Origin of the sequence: Sinomonas gamaensis (genome assembly GCF_005876955.1) — a bacterium.
Lineage (GTDB): Bacteria > Actinomycetota > Actinomycetes > Actinomycetales > Micrococcaceae > Sinomonas > Sinomonas gamaensis.
This window is the reverse complement of record NZ_SSCL01000004.1, coordinates 68,697-84,109: the sequence shown is the minus strand read 5'-3', so window position 1 is coordinate 84,109 and position 15,413 is coordinate 68,697. Positions and strand designations below refer to the sequence as shown.

Annotated in this window: 13 protein-coding genes; 3 read left to right on the top strand and 10 right to left on the bottom strand. The window is 67.2% G+C overall.

The genetic code is table 11. The features are described from left to right. The first annotated feature begins 7 nt into the window (after positions 1-7). On the top strand, positions 8-2,311 hold the full coding sequence (gene pdxA, locus E5679_RS07225) for a 4-hydroxythreonine-4-phosphate dehydrogenase PdxA (protein WP_138414408.1): 2,304 nt from the start codon (positions 8-10) through the stop codon (positions 2,309-2,311). On the opposite strand, the gene E5679_RS07220 is transcribed toward pdxA, so the two are convergent. The 6 genes from E5679_RS07220 to E5679_RS07195 all read right to left on the bottom strand — a co-directional run bounded on the left by E5679_RS07220 (position 2,308) and on the right by E5679_RS07195 (position 8,949). Further along, a complete protein-coding gene (locus E5679_RS07220; RefSeq protein ID WP_138414407.1) occupies positions 2,308-3,735 on the bottom strand; it encodes a glycoside hydrolase family 32 protein in 1,428 nt (475 codons plus the stop codon). The genes pdxA and E5679_RS07220 overlap by 4 nt on opposite strands. Further along, complete coding sequence (locus E5679_RS07215) at positions 3,732-4,634, bottom strand: carbohydrate kinase family protein (RefSeq protein WP_138414406.1); 903 nt, start codon at positions 4,632-4,634, stop codon at positions 3,732-3,734. The genes E5679_RS07220 and E5679_RS07215 overlap by 4 nt, the downstream gene beginning before the upstream one ends. 2 nt (positions 4,635-4,636) lie before the next feature. After that, on the bottom strand, positions 4,637-5,428 hold the full coding sequence (locus E5679_RS07210; protein WP_249336022.1) for a carbohydrate ABC transporter permease: 792 nt from the start codon (positions 5,426-5,428) through the stop codon (positions 4,637-4,639). A gap of 137 nt (positions 5,429-5,565) precedes the next feature. After that, the gene (locus E5679_RS07205; RefSeq protein ID WP_138414404.1) at positions 5,566-6,516 is read right to left on the bottom strand and encodes a carbohydrate ABC transporter permease; all 951 of its coding nucleotides are present in this window, start codon (positions 6,514-6,516) and stop codon (positions 5,566-5,568) included. Positions 6,517-6,518: 2 nt separating this feature from the next. After that, positions 6,519-7,817 (bottom strand): ABC transporter substrate-binding protein, encoded by a 1,299-nt coding sequence (locus E5679_RS07200; protein ID WP_138414403.1) that lies wholly within the window; start codon positions 7,815-7,817, stop codon positions 6,519-6,521. Between the two features lie 115 nt (positions 7,818-7,932). Then, positions 7,933-8,949 (bottom strand): LacI family DNA-binding transcriptional regulator, encoded by a 1,017-nt coding sequence (locus E5679_RS07195; protein ID WP_171042275.1) that lies wholly within the window; start codon positions 8,947-8,949, stop codon positions 7,933-7,935. A 338-nt stretch (positions 8,950-9,287) separates the two neighbouring features. Here E5679_RS07195 and E5679_RS21430 point away from each other — a divergent pair, with 338 nt between their 5' ends. Next, on the top strand, positions 9,288-10,520 hold the full coding sequence (locus E5679_RS21430; protein WP_138414402.1) for a DDE-type integrase/transposase/recombinase: 1,233 nt from the start codon (positions 9,288-9,290) through the stop codon (positions 10,518-10,520). A gap of 150 nt (positions 10,521-10,670) precedes the next feature. On the opposite strand, the gene E5679_RS07185 is transcribed toward E5679_RS21430, so the two are convergent. The 4 genes from E5679_RS07185 to E5679_RS07170 form a co-directional block, all read right to left on the bottom strand. Continuing rightward, complete coding sequence (locus E5679_RS07185; protein ID WP_138414401.1) at positions 10,671-11,075, bottom strand: VOC family protein; 405 nt, start codon at positions 11,073-11,075, stop codon at positions 10,671-10,673. Continuing rightward, positions 11,072-11,728: a transmembrane-type terpene cyclase gene (locus tag E5679_RS07180; RefSeq protein WP_249336009.1), complete on the bottom strand. Its 657-nt coding sequence runs from the start codon at positions 11,726-11,728 to the stop codon at positions 11,072-11,074. Before E5679_RS07180 ends, E5679_RS07185 begins: the two co-directional genes overlap by 4 nt. 84 nt (positions 11,729-11,812) lie before the next feature. Continuing rightward, a complete protein-coding gene (locus E5679_RS07175) occupies positions 11,813-13,129 on the bottom strand; it encodes an MFS transporter (RefSeq protein ID WP_138414400.1) in 1,317 nt (438 codons plus the stop codon). Positions 13,130-13,276: 147 nt separating this feature from the next. Then, positions 13,277-14,221, bottom strand: a complete 945-nt coding sequence (locus tag E5679_RS07170; protein WP_138414399.1) for a dihydrodipicolinate synthase family protein — start codon at positions 14,219-14,221, stop codon at positions 13,277-13,279. Between the two features lie 110 nt (positions 14,222-14,331). Here E5679_RS07170 and E5679_RS07165 point away from each other — a divergent pair, with 110 nt between their 5' ends. Further along, the gene (locus E5679_RS07165) at positions 14,332-15,366 is read left to right on the top strand and encodes a LacI family DNA-binding transcriptional regulator (RefSeq protein WP_138414398.1); all 1,035 of its coding nucleotides are present in this window, start codon (positions 14,332-14,334) and stop codon (positions 15,364-15,366) included. Positions 15,367-15,413: the final 47 nt, after the last annotated feature.

Here is a 15,413-nt window from a genome sequence, read left to right as displayed (position 1 = left end):
GAGGATGATGCTGCTCTCACCCACGGTTCTGGTCCAGGCGGACGACTTCTCAGGCGCCGCCGAAGTCGGCCACCAGTTCGCCGCCCAGGGCTTCTCCGTGCGCATCATGCTGACGACGACGGAAGCGCGCCTTCCGGATTCCGCCGGCGGTGGGTGCGAGGTCGCCGTCGTGGACACGCATAGCCGCGGCGCCTCCGCGCACGCCGCACGGGCTGCAGTGAAGACTGTCGTGAAGGCCGGTGTCACCCAGCTCGGCGGCGGAGCGCTCGTCTTCAAGAAAACTGATTCTCTCTGGCGAGGAAACCTCGGACCCGAGCTGTCGGCCCTGGGGGAACTCGGCTACCACGTGGTGCTGGCCGGCGCCCTCCCGGCCATGAAGAGGACCGTCGTGGCGTCCAAGCCTTTCGTGGAGGGCCGCCCGCTCCACAGCTCGCGGCTCTGGGCCGCCGAATCGCGGCGTCCCCCGGAGGACCTGGGCGAGCTCTTCCCTGCAGGCGCCGACGTCCGGTTTGTTCAGCTCGACGAGGTCCGCTCCGCCGACTTCACCGACCGGCTCAGGGCTGCGCTTCGCAGCCCGGGCCCCGTCATCGCCGTCGTGGACGGGGAGACCGACGCCGACCTCGGCGCCGTCGTCGAGACGCTCTTGGGACTCGACTTCTTTTCAGACCGGCCCATCGCCCTCGCCGGGACGGGCCAACTGGCAGGCCTCCTGGCGCGGCGCCTCGCAGAGGAAACTGCGCACACCGCGCACTTTCCCGCCGACCTCGGCCCACGCTCCAGCCGGAACAGCCGGGGTGCGGTCCTCGCCGTCGTCGGCTCGGCCTCCCCAGTAGCCCGACGGCAGGTGGCGCATCTCGCCGAGGCGGGATTCGACGTCGTCGACCTCTCCTCAGGGCAGGAAGGGGCGAAGATCATCCGCGAATCCCTCGCCGGAGGCCGGTGCGTTGCGCTCACCGTCGCCGCCCCAATCGATCCCGCTCGCTCCGCGGAGATCGTCGGCCAGCTCGTGCGCCTGACACAGGAGGCCCAACGGGCCCTCCCCACGGACCTCATCCTCACCGGCGGGGAAACCGCCCGCGAAGTCCTGAATGCCCTCGGCATCTCCTCCCTTGTCCCGCACACCGCGGTCCAGCACGGCGCCGTGGTCAGCACGGCAGACGACGGCAGGCTCGTCGCCACGAAGCCCGGCAGCTTCGGGGACCCGCTCGCCCTGGCCGAGCTCTACCGGGCAATCCAGCTGCACGGGACAATCCACGACCCAGAAGAAACTCCGGAGGTCCGCATGACGAATGAGAACGATGACCGCCCCTACCTCGCCGTCACCATGGGCGACGGCGCCGGGGTCGGACCGGAGGTCACCGTAGGCGCCCTGATCCACCCCGGTGCCTACGCGGACAGCCGCCCGGTCGTGATCGGGGACGCCCGCCGGCTGCGTCTCGCTGCAGAGGCGCTCGGTGCCACCGCCGAGATCGCCACGGTCTCCGGCGTCGAAGAGGCTGACTTCACTCCTGGCCGGATCAACGTCATCGACCCGGAGCTCCTGCCCGAGGACCTCCCGTGGGGACAGGAATCCGCCGAGGCGGGCAACGCCGCGTACCACTACGTGAGGATCGCGTGCGAGCTCGCGATGGCCGGCAAGGTCCAGGGCATCTGCACCGCCCCGCTCAACAAGGCTGCCCTGCACAAAGCCGGGCATATTTTCCCGGGGCACACCGAACTGTTGGCCCACTTCATGGGAGTGGACGAGGTCTCCATGATGCTCTCGACGCCCAAGGTGAAGGTCATCCACGTGACCACGCACGTCGGCCTTGTCGACGCGATCCGCATGATCGAGCCAGGGCTGGTCGAGCGCACGGTCCGTCGTGGCAACGAGGCCATGAAGCGGGCAGGAGTCGCGCAGCCGAAGATCGGAGTCTGCGCCATCAACCCGCATGCGGGAGAGAACGGCCTCTTCGGCTACGGCGAGGAGGAGGAGAAGATCGTCCCGGCCATCGAGCGGCTCCAGGCCGACGGCATCGATGCCCGGGGACCGCTTCCCGCCGACACCGCCTTCTTCCTGGCCGGGCGCGGCGACTACGACCTGATCGTTGCCATGTACCACGACCAGGGCCACGGCCCCGTCAAGGTTCTGGGCATCGAGGAGGGCGTCAACATCACCGTGGGGCTTCCGGTAATCCGCACCTCGGTGGACCACGGCACGGCGTTCGACATCGCGGGCAAGGGCATAGTGGACGTCCGCAGCATGATCGAGGCGCTCCGGCAGGCTGCGGAGATGTCCCCGCGCCTCGCAGTTGGGAGCAACCCGGCCTAGAGCCGCCCGACCTCGAACACGTCCACCGTCGCCTCCGAGTCGGCGAACACCTCGATCTCGAGCTGCTCCCCGCGGGGGAACACGAGGTCGGTGATCGTCGCGAGGCCGCCCTGCACGAAGACCTCGAGCGAGCAGGCGTCGATGAAGACGTCGAGCTCGACGCGGCCGTCGACAGTGTCGAGCGGCGCGCGCTCAACCGACGCGAAGCCCTCATGGAAGTCCACGAGCCCGGACGAGGTCCGGTCGAGCCGCACCTCGCGGGCCGCGGCATCGACAGCGAGAATCGCTGCGTCGCCGTCGCCCGAGCCGAACCGCACGCCGAAGGAGCCCCCAGGCAACGCACCCACGCGCACCCGGCACGCCTCGCCGCGCGGCAGCACCACTCTGGGCGCCTGGGTTGGATCGGACGACGGCGGCACGATGGGCCGCTGGATCAGCCGCAGACGTCCGTCGAGGTTGCGGAGCGCGAGCTCCCGCGGCAGCGACATGGCGCTGCGCCACGCGTCGGTCGGGGTCGCCGCGGCGTAGTCCCAGTTGTTCATCCACCCGATCATGACGCGACGGGCGGGCCCGGCGTCGGGAGCTGGCAGGCCATTGAACGAGACGGCTGCGTAGTAGTCACGACCCCAGTCCAGCCAGGACCGGCTGCCCGGAATCTCGGCGAATCGCACGCCGTCGAACTCTCCGAGGAAGTACCGCGTCCCGGACCCGCCGGCCACCCCGCCCGGGTTCGTGCTCACCACGAGCACCCACGCGGTTCGTCCCGGCTCGCCGTCGACGGGCAGCTCGAACAGGTCGGGACACTCCCACACGCCGATCCCAGGGGCCGCCATGCGAAAGTCGCTCAGGAATTCCCAGTCGATCAGATTCGCCGACTTGTACAGGAGCACTCGCTGCTCCTCCGCCTCGACAGCGACCATCACCCAATAGGCCCCCGCCGGGCCCTCGTACCGGAACACCTTCGGGTCGCGGAAGTTGGCCGAGCCTCGGTCCAGGACGGGGTTGCCCGCGTACTTGGTCCACGTCTGGCCCTCGTCCAGGCTGTAGGCGAGGGACTGGGCCTGGACGCCGGGCCGGGGCGACGACGGCCCATAGGCGCTCGTGTAGACCGCGACCATCGGCGGCGCCACACCGTCGCCGAGTCCAGACGTGTTGGACTCGTCCACGACAGCGCTCCCCGAGAAGATCGACTCGGACTCATCGCAGCGGATGGCCACCGGCTGCTCGGTCCAGCTCTGCAGATCGGGGGAGGTCGCGTGGCCCCAGGACATGTTGCCCCAGTCGGTCCCGAACGGGTTGTGCTGGTAGAAGAGGTGGTAGACGCCGCGGTGGAACACGAGCCCATTGGGGTCGTTGATCCAGTTCCGGGCAGGCGTGTAGTGCAGGCGCGGCCGGTAGCGGTCGCGCGTGGTGGTTGAAGTCATCGGCTCAGTTCTTCAAGGAGGGCGGGCGGTTCAGCGCCGGCCCTCGAAACGGTGATGGCGGCTGCTCTGGCGGCGTAGGCGCCGGCCGCAGCGAGCTCGTCGGAGCCCGAGGGCTCGAGGCGCGGCCGGTCCGCCGCGAGCAGGGCGTGGAGCAGTGCGGACATGTAGCTGTCGCCAGCGCCCACGGTGTCGACGACAGTCGTCGGAACCGGCTCAACCTCCACGCTGCCGCTGCCGGAGACGAGCAGCGAACCTCGCGCGCCGAGCGTGAGGGCGACGACGCGCGGGCCGAGCGCCAGAATGGCGCCTGCCCCCTCGCCCACCTCGAGTCTCGGGTACAGATACTGCGCATCCTCGTCGCTGAGCTTGACGACGTCGGCCAGGGCCGCGAGCCGCTCGAACCGTTCCCGCGCTTGGGAGGCCGGGCCGACGAGGGCGGGGCGGATGTTGGGATCGAAGCTCACGGTCGCGACCTCGCGCAACTCCCGGACCAGCTCCTCCACCCGATCGGCGCCCGGGGCGAGGAACGCCGCAACCGAGCCGACGTGGACGTGGTCCGCCACCGGAAGCTCAACCTCGGCGGGAAGCTCCCAGGCGAGGTCGAACTCGTAGTGGGCTGCGCCGTCGTCCGTGATCTGGGCGCTCGCGGTGGACGTCGAGGCGAGCGACCACGACTCGGGCAGGATCTCGACGCCAGCCCCCGCGAGGCGGGCGGCGATCGCCTCGCCGCGCGCGTCCCGGCCGAGCGCGGTGAGGAACGACGTCGGCACGCCGAGCCGCGCGAGGCCGAGCGCGACGTTCGCGGGCGAGCCGCCCGGATGCTCCCACCGTCCATCTCGGGTGCAGATGATGTCGGTAAGCGCCTCGCCTACAGTAAGGACATTCAGCGCTCGAGCCACGCTCACCCCTTCACCCCACTTGAGGCGATGCTGTTCACGAACGCCCGCTGGAAGGCGATGAAGAGCGCGACGACGGGCAGCGTGATGATCGATGTGTACGCCATGACCTGGCCCCACGAGACGTTGAGCTGGAAGAAGTACTGCACACCGATCATCACCGGCCGCAGCTCCTCGCTCTGCACCACCATGAGCGGCCACAGGTACGAGTTCCAAGCAGGCAGGAAGGTGAGGATCGCGACCGTGGCGACAGCCGGGCCGGAGAGCGGCATGACCACCTTGCGGTAGATCGTGAACCAGCTGGCGCCGTCCACGCGGGCGGCTTCGTCGAGCTCCTTCGGGATGGACTCGAAGTACTGGTGGAAGAGGTAGACCGAGAACGCGTTCGCGATGAACGGCACGATCTGCACGCGGTACGTGTCGAGCCACCCTTGGGTGAGGGTGAGGTTGAAGCCGTCGAACTGCAGCCACGGGAGCTGGTTGACCCACCACACGAGCGGGAGGGCGAGCGTCTCGAACGGCACGATGAGCGTGGCGATGATGAGCGTGAGGATCACGGCCTTGCCCCGGACCCGCATCCGGGAGAGCGCGAACGCTGCCATCGAGTTGATGATCACGCCGAGCACCACGGTGACCACGGAGACGCCCACGGAGTTGACGAGGAAGCGCGCTGCTGGGACCCGGTCGAACACGGCTCCGTAGTTGTCGAGCGAGAGGTGCCCGACCGGGAGGAACGCCGCGATCGACGACAGGTCGCCGAAGATCTGCTGATCCGGCTTGAGCGAGGAGACGAACATGAACAGGAGCGGGAAGCTGAACACGATCGCAAGCGCGATCCGGAGGACCCAGCCGCCAATGCCCGTTCCGGGGCGGAGGCCTCGTGTTGCGGATTTGCGGGCGACGGCGGTTGGGTCGAGTTGAACGGTGGCCATGGTCAGGACTTCTCTCGGGTGAGGTAGCGCTGGACGCCGGAGACGATGAGCACGAGGACGAAGAAGACGAGGGAGATCGCCGAGGCGTACGAGGTCTCCTGCTGCTGGAACCCCGCCCGAACTGCCTGGAACACGATGGTGCTCGTGGAGTCGAGCGGCCCGCCCTGCGTCATCACGTTGATCTGGGTGAAGAGGCTCAGCGCCTGGATGGTGATCGTCACGAGAATCAGGTTCCGGGTGGGCCGCAGGCTCGGCCACGTGATGAAGCGGAACCGCTGCCACCCGCCGACGCCGTCGATCGCCGCGGCCTCGTAGAGGTCCGCCGGAATGGTCTGCAGACCGGAGAGCCAGATGATCATGTGGAAGCCGGCGGCCTGCCACACGGACATGAGGATGATGGCCGGCATCGCGGTCGAGGTGTTGTTGAGCCAGTCGGGGCCGTGGACGAGGCCGAACGTGACCCTCGCGATGATCTCGTTCAGCAGCCCTTCCTGCCGGTACATGAACAGCCACAGGAGCGAGACGACCACCATCGAGGTGACGACCGGGAGGAAGTAGAGCGTCCGGAAGAAGTTCACCCCGCGGACCTTGACGTTGATCAGCAGCGCCATGCCCAGGGCAACCCCGGACTGCAGGGGCACCACGACGACGGCGAAGTAGGCGACGTTGAGCAGCGAGTGCCAGAAGGTCTCGTCCTGGAAAAGACGGACGAAGTTGTCCAGGCCGACGAACGACGGCGCATACGGGGCCAATAGCCGGGCATTGGTGAAGGCCAGTCCGAAGGCGAGCAGAGCCGGCACCACGACGAACAGGATCAGGAGCAGGACCGCCGGGCCGAGCATCGCCCAGCCCAGCGCCTGCTCACGACGGCGCACGGCACCCGAGCGGCGAGCGGACGAAGGTTTCCGCACTTGCCTCACCGGAGCACGGTCGAGAGATTGATGGAGTGCCATGATCAGCTCTTGTAGCCGTTGTTCGACTTGATGTTGTCATTGATGTTCTTGACCGCCTTGTCCAGGGCGGACTTCGCGTCACCGCCCGAGAGGATGTCCTGAACCGTCTTGCCGAATTCGGTGGCGATGAACGGGTACGCCGGCGTCTCAGGCCGCATCACCGCGTAGCTCTTGGAGAATTCGCGGAAGACGCTGTCCGCGCCGTTGGCCGCGTAGTCGGGCATGAGGGCTGCCGCGGCCTGCGTGGCCGGAATCGTGCCCGTGGCCGAGGCAACCTTGGCGACGTTCTCGGGCTTGAGCATGAAGGACAGGAAGTCCATCGCCGCCTGGGAATTCTGGCAGCCAGTGGTCACGCCCCACTGCCAGGACCCGCCGCCGATCTTCGGCCCGGCTCCGAGGTTCGGAACCGGCAGGACGACAAGGTCGTCACCGAGGGCCTTGCGGGCCTGATCCGCGGCCCACGACCCGGTGTAGACGATCGCGCTCTTGCCGTTGAGGAAATCCTTGGTGGAATCCTGTCCGCTCTTCTGCGCCATGTAGCCCTGCGTGACCAGCCCGCGGAACCACTGAGCCCACGCCACCGCCTTGTCGCCGTTGAGCGCGCCGTCGGCCGTCTGGTAGTCCGTGCGGTTGATCAAGTCTCCGCCGAAGGACTGCAGGAGCGGCGAATACGCGTACGGGAGCCATTCGCCGGTGCCTGCCGTGCCGAGGTCAAGCGGGTAGTCCCACTTGCCGAGCTTCTTGAGCGAGGCGAGGGCGGAGTTGAACTCGTCCTTGGTCCACGGCTTCTCTGCGGTCGGAACGCGGACGCCTGCAGCTTGGAGGTCGGACTTGCGGGCGAACATTGCCAAGGCGACGTCGTACAGGCCCACGGAGTAGGTCTGTCCGTTCCACTTGCCCACGGTCGAGGGCAGATTCTGCGAGAGGTCCGCACTGAGGTTGAGCGGCTGAAGGTACTTCGACCAGGCCCAGTTCGGCACATTCGGCTCGTCGATGTCCACGAGGCACGGGAGCTTGTGCGCCGCCGCCGCGGAGACAACCGAGTTGTTGTACGAGTCCTGCGGGAACGCCTGGACCTTGATCTTCACCTTGCTCTGGCTCGCGTTGAACGCGTCGACGAGCGACTGGTCTGCTGCAAGTTCGGCTGCGTTGCCGGCGTTGTGCGTCCACAGGGTGAGCGTGCCGTTGGCGCCGTCGCCTGAGCCGCCGCTGCCGCTGCCCGAACCGCACGCGGCCAGGCTTCCGCCAATGGCGACCGCAGCTACACTGGCAGCCAGGACCCGCTTGAGCGCAGTTTTCATAACGCGTAATTCCTTCTGTCTTTCGAATTTCTGGCGAATTTCGTGGATGGATGAGGTGAGTGGTTCCTTCCGGGTGCGGTTGTTGCAGCAGCCGCACCCGGCCTTCTTGGTGCTCTCAACGAGGCCGTGCGACCGAGCCTCGTCGGACGATCGGGCACTCGAAGCGGATCTGGGCCGGTTCGGCGTCGGGATTCTCGATCTCGTCAAGGAGTCGGCTGACGGCCCAACGGCCCATGTCGTAGTGCGGGAGGGCTACCGAGGTCAGGCCCGGCCAGAGCCCGTCCGCGATGATCTCGAAGTTGTCGATGCTCACCACGGACAGGTCGTCGGGGATGGTGAGCCCCTTCGACGCTGCGACCTCGTAGGCGCCGAACGCTTGGCGGTCGTGGAAGCAGAACAGTGCCGTGGGCCGTTGGGCCAAGCCCAGGAGCTTCTGCGCCCCGGCGCGGCCACCGCCAACCTCTGGCACCTCGTGGGTGACGAGGTCGTCGTCGTACTCGATCCCCGCCTCGGCGAGGGTTTTGCGGTAACCCTGAAGGCGCCCGAGGGCCGCGGGGATGCCGTCCCTGTTGTTGATGAAGCCGATCCGCCGGTGCCCTGCATCGATCAGTTCCTTTACCGCGGTGCGTGCCGCCGCGACTTCGTCGGGCACGACCGAGGAGAACCTCCCGTCGGCATCGAAGGCGTCCAGCAGCACCACAGGAACCCCTGTGGTGCCAGCCGGAACATCGGCCTGCTGGTGGTACATCCTCGCGAAAACGATGCCGTCCACCTGATGCTGGAGGAGGGTGTTCACCTGCTTCTCCTCAAGCGCCCGGTTTCTGCCGCTGTCCACGAGCATCAGCAGCCATCCCCGCTCATAGGCTGCGTCCTGCGCGCCGAGGATCATCTCGCCGGCGAAGGGGGTGCTCGCGATCTCGTCGCTCACGAGGCCCAGCAAGTACGAGCGCTGGTTGCGCAGGCCGCTCGCAAGCCGGTTGGGTGCGTAGCCCAGACGCGCCGCGACCTCGCGGACGTGCTGGCGCGTTTCGGGACTGACGCGGGACTGGTGTGCGTCGCTAAGGGCGTGCGAGACGGTCGTGACGGAAACGCCTGCGGCCTTCGACACGTCGCGGATCCCGACTTTGGCCATCTCGCTCACCTCTTTCGCAAAACGTTTTGTATGTCGTGCTTCACAGTGTGAAGCAAACCGTTTTGCAAAGTCAACCCCCCGCCGAGGTCGGGTCCCCGGCCGCCCACGTCGGGTCCCCTGCCGCCGAGGTCGGGCCCCCTGCCGCCGACGTCGGGCGGCTGGCCGTCTCGGGTACACGAACTCGCCCTGAATGAGCGCCTCGGGTACGCAACTTTCTGTACCTGAAACGAAGAAAAAGGGCGTGTGAAGTCTCGGGACTGAATGGACACTTCTGTCTCAGGTGATCGTGGACAGTGTGTCTCACGAGTGCGTGGACACTTGGCGGTTCTGATCTGCTCATGAGCGTCTATGAGCCTGATCCGCAGGTCCGTCTGAAGGTGGCTTCCTGGCCCGAGAACGCGCCCCGAGGGGCGGTGGCGCGGTTTTGCCGGGAGAACGGGGTCTCGAGGTCCTGGTTCTACAAGGTGCGCGCCAAGGCCCTTGCCGAGGGGACGTGGGCGGCGATGGAGCTGGGCTCGCACCGTCCGGCCACGAACCCCGCCCAGACACCCGAGGACCTCGCGACCCTGGCCGTGAAGATCCGCCGCGAGCTCGCCGCCGAGGGCAAGGACTGCGGGCCGCTGAGCGTCGCGGCCCTGATGCGCCGCCGGGGCCTTGCCCCGCCCTCGAGGGCGACCCTGGCCAGGATCTTCACCCGCGCCGGGGAGGTCGTCCCGGCCCCGAAGAAGAAGCCCCGCTCGGCCTACAAGCGCTTCGCCGCCGCCGCCCCGAACGAGCTGTGGCAGATCGACGCGACCGACTGGCCCATGGCCGAGGGGCGCAAGGCCGTGATCTTCCAGGTCATCGACGACCACTCACGCCTGGCCCTGGCCTCCCTGGCGGCCCGGGGCGAGACCAGCGAGGCCGCCATCGCCGTGGTCAGGACCGCGGTCGCCCGGCACGGGGCCCCGCAGAAGTTCCTCTCCGACAACGGCCTGGCACTGAATCCCTCCCGGCGCGGATACCGCGGGGCCCTGGTGGCCTACCTCGAATCCCTCGGCACCAGACCCATCACCGGCAAGCCCCACAAGCCCACCACCCAGGGCAAGAACGAGCGCTTCCACCAGACCCTGTTCAAGTACCTCTCCGCCCGGCCCGAGCAGGCCACCACCCTCGCCCAGCTGCAAGCCCAGATCGACGCCTTCGACCTCTACTACAACACCGAGCGCGAGCATCAGGCCCACGGCGCCCTGCACCTGACCCCGCAGGAGGCCTGGGACCGCACCCCCAACGCCGAGCCCCCGACTCCGCCCGAGCCCGCCGCACGGGTGCCCGAGCCCGAGATCGCGCTCCGCACCGGAAGCCGGCCCAAAGGGATCATCACGATCCTGAACTGCCATTTCCTCCTCGGCACGGCCTGGGCCGGCCAACGCGTGCGCGTCCTCTACGACGAACGCACCATCGCTTTCTACGACCAGCACGGCACCCAGATCCTGACCCACCCCAGACCCCCCAAGGGCACCCGATTCGTGCCCCGCAGCGGCCTCAAACACCCCGCGCCGCCAAACCGTCCACACTCACGTGAGACATGAACCATCCACACTCACACGAGACATCAACCGTCCACGATCACCTGAGACATCACACGAAGAAAAAGGGCGAGTTTCTGTACCTGAAACGAGGGAAAGGGGGGTTTCTGTACCTGAAACGGAGAAAAGGGGGGGTTTCTGTACCCGAGACGGTTAGCGGGCCCAGTCGCCGGCTTCACCCTCAAGCGGGCGGCCGATGAGCCAGTGATGACCGAACGGGTCCGCGAACCGGCCTTGGCGCAGGCCGTACGACTGATCCGCAATGGGGGCCACCTCGACGGCCCCGGCCGCGACGAGGCGTCCGCCGAATGCGTCCGGATCCGGGACGAGCAGGTTGAGCCGGACGGTCGTTCCGCCCAGCGTCTCGGGGCTGAGATTGGACGCCTCGGGCGCTTCGTCGGCCACCCTGAACCGCGCGTTTCCGACGGCCATTTCGACGACGATTCGCCCGTCCGGATACGTGTTCCGGTGAATCTCCCGGGCACCGAGGGCGCGCTGGTAGAACTCAACCGCCAGGGCGGCGCCTCTGACTGTCAGCACGGGGGTGAGCGTGTTCATGCGAATTGGCTGCGCCTCGTCGGCGATTCATGAGCGACCCGCCCACGCACCCGCAAGAGCAGACCGATGTACGTCAGATCCACAACAGAGCACAGGAGTCCGATTCCGAGCACAAAGGGCCAATTCGAGAACACGCCGAATTGGATGGTTGGGGCCAGCGTTCCCAGCCATTTGGCGACGGCGATGACCAGGCTCTGGCCGCGGGCGCCCCGCCGTTCAAGGAACATGGCGATGAACAGGCCGGACATGAGCAAGTTCTGCAGGAAGGCCGAATAGACCTCTCCGTTTGTCCGGCCGAATTCTGCGAGGAACAACAGCTGCACCGCCACTGAGGCCGCCAGCAAACCGGTCCCTCCCGCAACAAACGTGCCCCGCCCGATTCGATCCGAGAATTCGGCGAATCCGTAACGGAAGAACGTGAAGACAATCGCGATGTCGGCACAGGCCCACACAAGGTTGACGTATCCCTGCACGCTGCCGCCGCCGGAGAGGTCCAGAACGGAATAGAGCCATTCCCACGCGATATTGAGCATGAGCGCCGCGGCGGGAATCGCGTAAGTGCGCTGCATGAAGCCGACACGGATCGCTTCGGCGTAGACAATCGTCCAGGCGAGGCCGCTGAGGAGCGTCAGCACCGTGCCAATGCCGTCCATAAGGCGAGGGTACGCCTGCGATGGCACCAGAGAGCCGGTGCCCGGACACTTTGTCCGCGCACCGGCTCGCTGCGAAAGCGGCGGTTATTCGAGATCCGCGATGGCCCGGCCGGTCCGGTCCGGTGCCATGACCGAGAACACGAGCCCGGCGACCGGCCCGATGATGCCGAGGGCCAGTGCGAACGGCACAGTTCCCGCGAGGCTGAGGGCGAAGAGCGGGAAGATGCCGGCGCCGAGGCCGCGGCCCACGTAGTAGCTCGCGCTCGAGCCGGTGGAGCGGACGCGCGTGGGGAAGAACTCGGACATCCACACGCCCAGCACCCCGAAGCCTCCGGCCGCGCCGGCGCAGAGCATGAGCGCCCAGAAGGTGGGCCACGCCCAGAAGTCGATCCCTACGTGGGCGGAGCCGGTGACCAGGAGCCAGAGGAACCAGGCGAATCCGATCGTCCCGACGGCGGAGGCAAGGGTGAAGGCGTACTTGCGGCGTAGGGCGTCGGAGATCACGCCAGTGAGCGTGTAGGCGATGATCGTCGCAACGTAGCCGATCAGGACGATGAGGCTGACCGTGTCGAGGGAGAGCTTCTGTGTGGTGAGCAGGTAGGTCGAGAGGTACGCGCCCACGGAATTCGTGGTGAGGAACATGGCCGTCGAAAGGACCATGAACAGAACCGTGCCGAACACGAATTGGGGCTTGAAGATGTCCACAACCGGAACCTTGGTGCGGCGCAGCTCCGCGGGAAGGGTGCCGGCCTTGAGGTGCTGCTGATACGCGAGCCACTGCTTCGATTCGGGCAGGAGCTTGAGCGAGGCGAAGCCGATGACGGTACTCACCACACCGATCGCCATGTACCCCGCACGCCACCCGAGGTCGTGGCCGAGGAGGGTGAGGAACAGGAAAATGACGCCTTCGGTGAGGATCTCCCCCGCGAAATACATGGCCTGGATAATCCCGCCCATGGTTCCGCGCTTTGCGGTCTGCCAGCATTCCGTGAACATTGAAAAGGAGAGCCCGAAGAGGCCGCCCATGCCGACACCGGCAAGGACGCGGGTCGCCATGAACGTCTCGTAATTGACGGCGAGGCCACCGAGAAGGGCGGCTAGGCCGAAGGCGACGACGGAAATCGCAAACGTGCGACGGCGCCCCAACGTGTCCCCGAGAGTTCCGAAGACGAACCCGCCGAGAATCGAGGCGAATCCCTGGACCGTTGCGACGGTGATGAGCGCAATGGTTGAGACGTGCAGGCTTCCGGAGATGTAGACGAGCGGGTAGCCGATGAGATTCAGCTCCGCTCCGTCGAAAAGCGTGCCGAGCAGCGCGAAGGTCAGAATGAAGCGGATCTCGCGGCGCGAATAAGTTGTGGCGGTGCCCACCGTAGGGGCTCCCTTGATGATAGATATCACGTGCGCTTCCTCGTCGTTGAGGCTCTATTGAATGCTAGCGAGCTTCTGAACACCAGTGAGCTTCCGCTCGGGGGAGCGCACGACGGCGGGCGGGCACCCGCCGTCGTGCGCTGGACTCCTGCTACAAGCCGGCTCCGCGCGGCCGGCTCAGGCGCGGGCAGGCGCGCTGACGCGCCCGAGGCCGGCTGAGGCGAGGGCGAGGGCGATCTCGTCGTGCGCGCCGGGGGCGAGCGGCAGGAGTGGGGTGCGGACGGTGGCGTGCTCGAGGATGCCGCGGGCCACGAGGCCCTCCTTGAGCGCGACCGTGCCCTCCATGTGCGAGCCGCGGTGGTAGACGTTCTTCGTCACCGGCAGCAGGCGATCGTGGACCTCCCGCGCCTTGACGTAGTCCTTGGCCTTGCCAGCGGCGATGAGCTCGACGAGCGGCTCGGGGGCAAGCCCGCCATAGCCGACGAGCGCGCCGTCGACGTCGAACATGGTGTGCAGCAGGTATTCGTCATGGCACGTGAGGATCTGCAGGTCGGGGAAGGCAGCACGCAGCACGGGGATCTCGGTGTCCCAGCGGCGCATGTTCCGCACGCCGTTCTTCGTGGCGAACACGCCCTCCTGAGCGGCGATCTCAAGCTGCGTGTCGAGGTTGTAGGTGGCCTTGGTGACGTCCGGGTACTGGAACAGGATCAGCGGCAGCCCGCTCTTCTCGTAGATCTCCTTGTAGCGGGACTGCGGGGCACCCTGCTGGTAGCCGAACCGCAGCCAACCGTGGGACGGGTAGACCAAGCCGGCGGAAGCACCGGCGTCGACCGCGCGCTGCGCCTCTTCGGCGGCGACCCTGTTGCCCTCGCCGGTGATGCCGGCAATGATCGGCAGCCTGCCCTCGACCGCGTCGCGGAATGAGGAGATGACGAGGGCCTGCTCGGCCTGGGTCAGGAACGTGCCTTCGCCAGCGTGGCCGAGGACCACCAGGCCCTTGACGCCGTCGACGCTGCCGAGCCAGGCGCCGAGGCGGTGAATGGCGTCGACGTCGACCTCGCCGTCGCGGGTGAAGGGGGTGACGGGGGCGGGGACCAGACCGCGGAGATCGATGGTGCTCATGGGGCTCTCCTTCGAGTTGTCGATCGTGTTGTGCAATCGATTCCGTTATCGATTGCTTCGACTGTAAGCTGGTTCACAGCAGCACGTCAAGGGGGTCCAGGAAGGCACTGATGGAAGCCAAAGAAACGCGCGTCGGCGGACGCCCGACGATCGCGGATGTCGCGGAGGCGGCAGGCGTCGCCCGGTCCACCGTCTCCCGCGCCATGAACCGCGATCACCGCTTCTACCGGAGCCCTTCGGCCGAGCGGATCCGTGCGGTCGCCGAATCCCTCGGCTACGAACCGAACCCCACTGCGGCAAACCTCAGGCGCCAGCAGACGAACACCATCGGCGTGCTGGTCTCCCGCCTCACGGACACCGTCATGGCGATGCTCTTCGAGGAAATCGCCGCGGCGAGCACGGCCCGGGGGTATCACGCGCTCGTTGCCACCACGTACGACGACCCCCAACTCGAGCGGGAGAACGGCCTGGCGATGCTCGCCTCACGCGTCGACGGGCTGATCCTCACCACGGCCACCACGGAAGGTGGCCTGTGCACCGAGCTCGTCGAGCGGGGAATCCCCCACGTCCTCGCCTTGAGGGCGTTCGGCGAGAGCCCGAGCGTGGTGGGCGACGACACCCTCGGCGGCTACCTCGCGACCCGGCATCTCATCGACTTAGGGCATCGCGAGATCGGCCTCGTCGCCGGGCCCGACCATGCCCCGACCGCTGTTGCCCGGCGCGAGGGGTACCGGCAGGCACTCCGCGAGGCGGGCATCGCCGAGGTCCCGGAGTTCGTCTACCCTTCCTCGTTCAGCATGGAGAGCGGCGAGGCTGCGGCGGAAGCGCTGCTGGCTGGCTCGCGGCGTCCGACGGCGGTCTTCGCCGTGAACGACAACACCGCCTTTGGCTTCACCTCGGTGATCCAGCGCGCGGGCCTGCGCATTCCGCACGACCTTTCGATTGTGGGCTACAACGACATTCCACTCGTCGCCCGCCTGGCAGTTCCGCTGACAACCGTGAGGGTGCCCTTCCGGGAAATTGCCTCCGCGGCAGTGGACGGACTGCTGAATTCCATCAACGGACGCACTGCAATCACTGGAGGGCAACGGGTGCTCGCCCCGACATTGATCCCCCGGGCGTCGACGGGGCGGCGCAACGTTTGACGAACCGCTGAACGGGGAAACAGTCGATGTCCAAGAAACCACTCACG

Excerpts from the sequence above, each read along its gene's own strand:
- E5679_RS07210 (WP_249336022.1), bottom strand. The coding sequence starts at position 5,428 with ATGTTCGTCTCCTCGCTCAAGCCGGATCAGCAGATCTTCGGCGACCTG.
- pdxA (WP_138414408.1), top strand. The coding sequence starts at position 8 with ATGCTGCTCTCACCCACGGTTCTGGTCCAGGCGGACGACTTCTCAGGC.
- E5679_RS07170 (WP_138414399.1), bottom strand. The coding sequence starts at position 14,221 with ATGAGCACCATCGATCTCCGCGGTCTGGTCCCCGCCCCCGTCACCCCC.
- E5679_RS07205 (WP_138414404.1), bottom strand. The coding sequence starts at position 6,516 with ATGGCACTCCATCAATCTCTCGACCGTGCTCCGGTGAGGCAAGTGCGG.
- E5679_RS07220 (WP_138414407.1), bottom strand. The coding sequence starts at position 3,735 with ATGACTTCAACCACCACGCGCGACCGCTACCGGCCGCGCCTGCACTAC.
- E5679_RS07165 (WP_138414398.1), top strand. The coding sequence starts at position 14,332 with ATGGAAGCCAAAGAAACGCGCGTCGGCGGACGCCCGACGATCGCGGAT.
- E5679_RS07185 (WP_138414401.1), bottom strand. The coding sequence starts at position 11,075 with ATGAACACGCTCACCCCCGTGCTGACAGTCAGAGGCGCCGCCCTGGCG.
- E5679_RS07180 (WP_249336009.1), bottom strand. The coding sequence starts at position 11,728 with ATGGACGGCATTGGCACGGTGCTGACGCTCCTCAGCGGCCTCGCCTGG.
- E5679_RS07195 (WP_171042275.1), bottom strand. The coding sequence starts at position 8,949 with ATGGCCAAAGTCGGGATCCGCGACGTGTCGAAGGCCGCAGGCGTTTCC.
- E5679_RS07200 (WP_138414403.1), bottom strand. The coding sequence starts at position 7,817 with ATGAAAACTGCGCTCAAGCGGGTCCTGGCTGCCAGTGTAGCTGCGGTC.
- E5679_RS21430 (WP_138414402.1), top strand. The coding sequence starts at position 9,288 with ATGAGCGTCTATGAGCCTGATCCGCAGGTCCGTCTGAAGGTGGCTTCC.